Here is a 6,009-nt window from a genome sequence, read left to right as displayed (position 1 = left end):
GACGGGCTGGTTTCCGGCCAGGTCGAGAAGCTGGCCGAAGGCCGCGACATCCTCAGACGTGCGCTGGAAGCAGACCTGCAGAAAATTGCAGCGAGCCGCAGCGACATAGACGACATCATCGCCGGGCACGTCGGCAAGCTGACCGAAGGCCGCGACGCGCTGACCCGTGCGCTGGAGGACGACCTCTCCAAGCTCGCCGACACGCGCAAGGAAGTCGACCGTTCCCTGTCCGGCCATATCGACCAGATCGCCGCCAGGAGCACCGACATCTCGGACGCCATTGCCGCCGACGTCGAAAAGATCGAGCAGGCGTTCAGCCGCCAGACCGGCATCATCGAGGAGCGTGCCGGGACCATGGAGCGCGCGCTGTCGACCGGGGTCGACAACGTCCGCAGCGTGCTCGAAAAGAGCGCCGTCTTCGTTGCCGGAGCGCTGCGCGAAAAGGTCATGGAAGTCACCAGCGCACTGCATGAGCAGGCAGGTGCGGCTTTCAGTGACGCCGATCGCAAGATCGCCGAACGGGCGGAGCAGACCTCTGCTGCCCTGCTCGCCAGGGCGGAGGATATCGCACGCACCTTCGAGGAAGCGGATCGCCGCCTCGCCGCACGTGCCGAAGACACGTCAACCGCGCTCGTTGCCCGGGCAGAGGGTGCATCGAGCGCAATCATGGCCCGCGTCGACGACACCTCGAACTCGTTGCTGGCGCGCGCCCAGGAAACGGCCGACCAGCTGGCTGCCCGTGCCAGCGAGATCGCCGGTACATTCGATGCGGCGGACCAGAAGCTGGTTGCCCGCGCGGTCGAAACGGCACAGTCGCTGGCGGAACGCGCCGGCGACATCCTGCGCAATTTCGAAGGCGCCGACGAACGGCTCAGCGTGCGCATCGGCGAATCGGCCGAAGCGCTCGCAGCGCGTGCATCGGACCTTGGCCGCATTTTCGATGCTGCCGACCAACAGCTGATCTCGCGCATCGCCGAAGGTTCGGAAGCGTTGTCGGCCCGCGCGTCCGAGATCGCCCGCATCTTCGATGAGGCGGATCACCGCCTGGTGTCGCGTATCGCCGACAGCACGTCGACGATCGGAGAACATGCCGACAACATCGTCGGGGCCTTCGCCAGCACCGAGCAGCGGGTTGCCGAACGTGCAAAGCAGACCGGGCAGGACCTGGCCGTCCACGCCCGTGAGATCGAGCAGGCGCTCGCGGGCGCCGACGAGCGCCTGGCCTCCAGCGCGGCGGCCGCGGCGGCTCGCGTCGAGGAACAGGTTGCCGGCGTCGAAAACCGTCTGGTCAACACCACCGAAACGATAGGCCAGAAGCTCAACGAGCAGGTTTCGACCGCTGAGGCGCAGCTCATTTCGCGCGCCAACTCGATCGCCGAAACCTTCACTGCGGTCGGCCAGCATATCGGCCAGAGCACCAACGACGCCGCCAAGACCATCGGCACCAACACCCGCGAACTCAACACCATGCTTGCGGCACGTTCGGCCGAGATCTCGAAAATCCTTGACGAAACGGCACGGCCTCTGGTCGAGCGCTTCGCCCACGGCGGCTCGGAATTGCAAAAGAGCATGGAAGAGGTGACCGAACGCGCCACCGAGAAGCTGCGCAGCGAAAACGCCGCCTTGGTCGACGCGCTCGCCAGCCGCACGGCCGAAACATTGTCGGCCGTCGAAGGGGCGCGCTCGACGCTTGCCGACAGCGTCGCCGATCTCATCGGCCGCATGAGCACCTCGAGCGCACAGCTCGGCCAGCTGATCGAACAGGCGGCGGCCAATCTCGGCCAGGTCGACGAACGCCTGACCGGCAGCACGCAAAGCTTTGCGGCGACAACGGAAAAAGCCGCGCAGACTTTTGCCAGCTCGGCGCGTCTGGTCGATTCGAACACGACACGGCTTACCGAGCTGTCATCCTCGACCTTGCGCGAGGTTGCCTCGATCGCCACCAAGTTCGACGAGCACAGCCGGTTGCTGTCCAGTGCTTCGGACCTGTTGAGCTCGGCCCAGAGCAACCTCGAACACACGCTGGAAAGGCAGTCGTCGCTGGAGGACCTCGCCGTCGGCCTGGTCAAGAAGTCGGAGGATCTCGAAAAAGTCATGCGCTCGTTCGAGGATCTGGTCGGCCAGACGTTGCAGAACGCCGAAGGCAAGACGCTGGAGTCGGCGGACAAGATCCGTACCTCCATTGCCGACGTCGTCGATTCGGCAACCAAGCGCTTTGCCGACGCGACCGAGGAGATGCGACGCACCGCCAGCTCGATCAAGAGCGAGCTCGACCTTACCCGCGCCGAGCTCAAGAAGGGTGTCATCGAGATGCCGGAAGAGGCAAAGGAATCGACCACGGCCATCCGCCGTGCCGTTTCCGAGCAGATCAACGCGCTGAAGGAACTCTCTGACATCGTTGCGAAATCTGGCCGCAGCACCGACTCCTCCGAGCCGCGCAACCTGCGTCCAGCACAGCAGACGCCTGCCCCGCGCGCGACTGAGCCGCTACGCCGGCCTCCGGCCCCGGAACCCCTTGCCCCGCAGGCGCCGTCGGGTGACACCACACTGCGCGGCGACCTGGAACGCCCGCCGGAGACGGCGCCGCGCCAGCGCGACCCTAATGGCCGTGCGCCGCAAGGCGGCTGGGTGCGCGATCTCTTGACAGGGGCGTCGCGCGAAGAGGCCGCCAAGCCGGCGGCACCTTCGGAAGCGCCACGCTCGACGGCCCTTGCCCAGCGCTCGCCGCTTCATGTCGTGGAGTCGCTCAACTCGCTTTCCGTCGACATCGCTCGCGCCATCGATCACGACGCCTCGATCGAACTGTGGAACCGCTACCGGAGCGGCGAGCGTGACGTGTTCACCCGGCGTCTCTACACGCTGAAGGGCCAGCAGACGTTCGACGAGATTCGCCGCAAATATCAAATGGAGGCGGAATTCCGCGCCGCCGTCGACCGTTACTGCGACGACTTCGAAAAGCTGCTCAAGGACGTCTCGCGCAACGACCGCGACAACATGATGGCGCAGACCTACCTGACGTCGGACACCGGCAAGGTCTATACGATGCTTGCCCACGCCAGTGGCCGCCTGCATTGATCAGACGATAAGCGAACAGAAAAAGGCGGGAAACTCCCGTCTTTTAGGGCAATCGCTTCGGATTTGAATTTCACATCGTTACCGGCGTTGGCAGCGACAATTGAGTGCCCGGCCGTTCCGGCTGTGGTCAGATCACCGAATCGGTCCAGCGGACGATGTCCTTGGCGGCATCGCCGAACGCCCTGTCGAGCGCATCGACATAGGCCTGGTTGCCGCTGCCGGAGACGGGCGCGGTCGCGTTGAAGCTCTTGGAGGCGCGCACCTCGCCATTGCGGTCGTTCAATATCCGCACGAACAGCTCGACCTCGGCGTGTTGGCCGCCGTCGACGCGGACTTCGAAGGAACGGACCTCGACGATCACCTGATAGTCGATCGCCAGGCCCTCGCCCGGCTTGCCGACGCCGGCGAAACTGCCCGAGCGCTGGAATGTCTCGGCCAGCCGCGCCTGCACGATCAGCGGCAGCCGGTCGGCCCATTGCGCTCCCTTGAGGTACTGGATCGAGCGCACCGACGGCTTGATGACGATGTTCTGGCTGTCCAGCGCCTTGAGCGCGGAAGGCTGGGCGATGAGGATTTGTTGGCGGCCGCGGCCGCGCGCATCGAGCGACGGCGCCGACAGTTCGAATGTGTCCAGGGGCGCCGGCCCGCCGCCCGGCAAAAACGCGCAGCCGGCCAGCGAAAGCGCAAGCAATGCCACACCCGCAGTGGGCCCGCCCGCTTTGACTCCGCCCAATCTAAGCACGCCCAATTTAAGCACGACCGACTTCACACGCGATCCCCGTTGTCCCCGAATCGAATGAGCAAATCGCACCCGCAGCGTACTTGCCTGCCGTTCTTGGGGCCGGCGAAAGCCGAAGTCAACGCCGCACCCTGCCATCGAATTGCCGAACCTCACCTTCGCCGCCTGACAGGATTCGCTGCGGATTGCGGCTGAGATCCGTTACCGCCTCTTCGATGCGGTTGATCGAGCGACGGCTGTCTTGGACCAGCGCTTCGACGTCCTGCAGGCCCTGGCCGGAGAATCGCGCCAGATTGTCGGTGATGGTGCCGAGGCGGGCGTTCAGCGTGTCGGCGACCTGCTTGAACGATTTCAGGGTATTCCTGGCATCGGCTATCATGCCGTCGGCCTGGCCTGAGCCGAGCAATGTATCGACCTTGACGAGGATGCCGTCGACACGCACCGAAGCGTCGTTGAGGCGCTCCGCGAGCTGCTGCGCGTCCTTGATCGTCTGGTCGATATCGTCGGCCCGGTTGGCGAATTTGTTGGTCACCTTGGCGATGTCGGCGGCAGCCTCGTTGGCGTTTTCGCTGGCCTTCTGGATGTTGGCCAGCGCGGTGCGGACCTGTGCCGGATCGATGCCGTCGAGAACGCCGTCGACCTTGGCCAGCGTGCCTTGCGTCCTTTGGGCGAAATCGTTGATCGACCCCACCGCGGTGTCGACATTCCTGACGACCGTGTCGAACTGCTTGCTGGTTTCCTTCAGGTTCTCGGTCACCGTATCGACGTTGGCGACAATACTCTTGATCTGATCCTTGTCGACGGCGTTGAGCAGCCCTTCCGCCGCCTTCAGCGTGCCGTCAAGCTTGCCCGAGACGCCCCTCAGTTCCTCCGACAGCGAACTGACGCTGGCGAGGAATTTGTCGATGCCGTCAGAGTTCTTGGCCAGCGCATCGGAGAAGGTCTGCACATTGTTGACGGTCTGCGTCAGCGGCCCGCGAACGTCGCTGGTGAAGCCTTCGAGCTGGGAGAGAACCGTATCGGCGCGGGTGAAGATGTTCTGCGCCGTCTGCAACAGGTTGGTGACCGCCGACGGGTTGGCGACGATCTCGGCGACGCGGCCCTCCTGCTCCGCCTGGTCGAGAAGGTTGACCTCCTTGGGGTCAGCGCCCCTGAGCTCGATACTCGCTTGGCCGGCAAGGCTGACGATCCCGATATCGGCCTGCGTCGATTTGGTAATTGGCGTCGTGCGGCCTACTTCCGCTTCGGCTATGGCGTCGTTCGGATTGGCGGGGTCGATATAGACGCGCCTGACATCCCCGACCCTGACGCCGTTGAACAGCACGAAACTGCCGCGGCCAAGGCCGGAAGCCGATCCCGGAATGCGCACCCGCAGCATCGCCGTCTCACCCCTGTCGCCGATCGCGGCCGTCCAATAGACGAACGCGAATGCCGCCAGGATCGCGGCTAGCGTGAAAATGCCGACAATGACGTAGTTGGCTCTGGTTTCCATTTATCCACTTATGGCTACGCGCGGGCCGCAAGATCAAGTTGCCGCGCACGTTTTCCGCGAAAATAGGATTTCACCCAGGGTTCCTCGCTCTTGAGCATGTCGTCGATCGTGCCTTCGACCAGCACTTTCTTGTTGCCGAGCACGGCCACCCGATCACAAGCGGTGAACAGCGTGTCGAGATCGTGCGTGACCATGTATACGGTCAGATCCATGGTATCGCGCAGCTTGACGACCAGTTCGTCGAACTCAGCCGCGCTGATCGGATCGAGGCCGGATGTCGGCTCGTCCAGGAACACGATGTCGGGGTCGAGCGCCAGCGCGCGCGCCAGCGCCGCACGCTTGATCATGCCGCCGGAAAGCTCGGACGGGAATTTCTGCGCCGCATCCGGCGGCAACCCGACCAGTTCGACCTTGAGCATCGCCAACTCGTCCATCAGCTTTTTCGGCAGATCGAGATATTCGCGCATCGGCACCTGCACGTTTTCGAGCACCGTGAGCGCCGAAAACAGCGCGCCGTGCTGAAAGAGGACGCCAAGGCGCATGTCGATGCGAAGGCGCTCCCTCTCGCTCGCCTTTTCGACATCGACGCCGAACAGCTTGATCGTTCCCGACTGCTTGTGCACCAGGCCGACCACGACTACGCAAAGGGCCGACGAGGAGGAGATCGTGCTTTCTGCGCACGACGTCACCGTCTCCTTCGGCG

4 protein-coding genes are annotated in these 6,009 nt (G+C 64.2%); 1 reads left to right on the top strand and 3 read right to left on the bottom strand.

The window, feature by feature from the left end:
- Window positions 1-3,075: coiled-coil domain-containing protein (locus AC0L3D_RS35800; RefSeq protein ID WP_473627814.1), on the top strand; the 3,075-nt coding region annotated here is incomplete at its 5' end.
- Window positions 3,076-3,202: 127 nt separating this feature from the next.
- Here AC0L3D_RS35800 and AC0L3D_RS35795 read toward each other — a convergent pair.
- From AC0L3D_RS35795 to AC0L3D_RS35785, 3 genes are all read right to left on the bottom strand, one after another.
- Window positions 3,203-3,817: an ABC-type transport auxiliary lipoprotein family protein gene (locus AC0L3D_RS35795; RefSeq protein WP_413468521.1), complete on the bottom strand. Its 615-nt coding sequence runs from the start codon at window positions 3,815-3,817 to the stop codon at window positions 3,203-3,205.
- A gap of 115 nt (window positions 3,818-3,932) precedes the next feature.
- On the bottom strand, window positions 3,933-5,306 hold the full coding sequence (locus tag AC0L3D_RS35790; protein WP_128169027.1) for an MlaD family protein: 1,374 nt from the start codon (window positions 5,304-5,306) through the stop codon (window positions 3,933-3,935).
- Window positions 5,307-5,320: 14 nt separating this feature from the next.
- Window positions 5,321-6,009 (bottom strand): ABC transporter ATP-binding protein (locus AC0L3D_RS35785; RefSeq protein WP_473647430.1); only part of this gene is annotated, 689 nt, incomplete at its 5' end.

This window comes from Mesorhizobium sp. WSM4837, from assembly GCF_055811435.1.
Note: the sequence above shows the minus strand (reverse complement) of the source record. Positions and strands in the feature narration are given on the sequence as shown.

What these genes read in the sequence shown, in the direction of transcription:
- AC0L3D_RS35790 (WP_128169027.1), bottom strand. Translation starts at nt 5,306, where the DNA reads ATGGAAACCAGAGCCAACTACGTCATTGTCGGCATTTTCACGCTAGCC.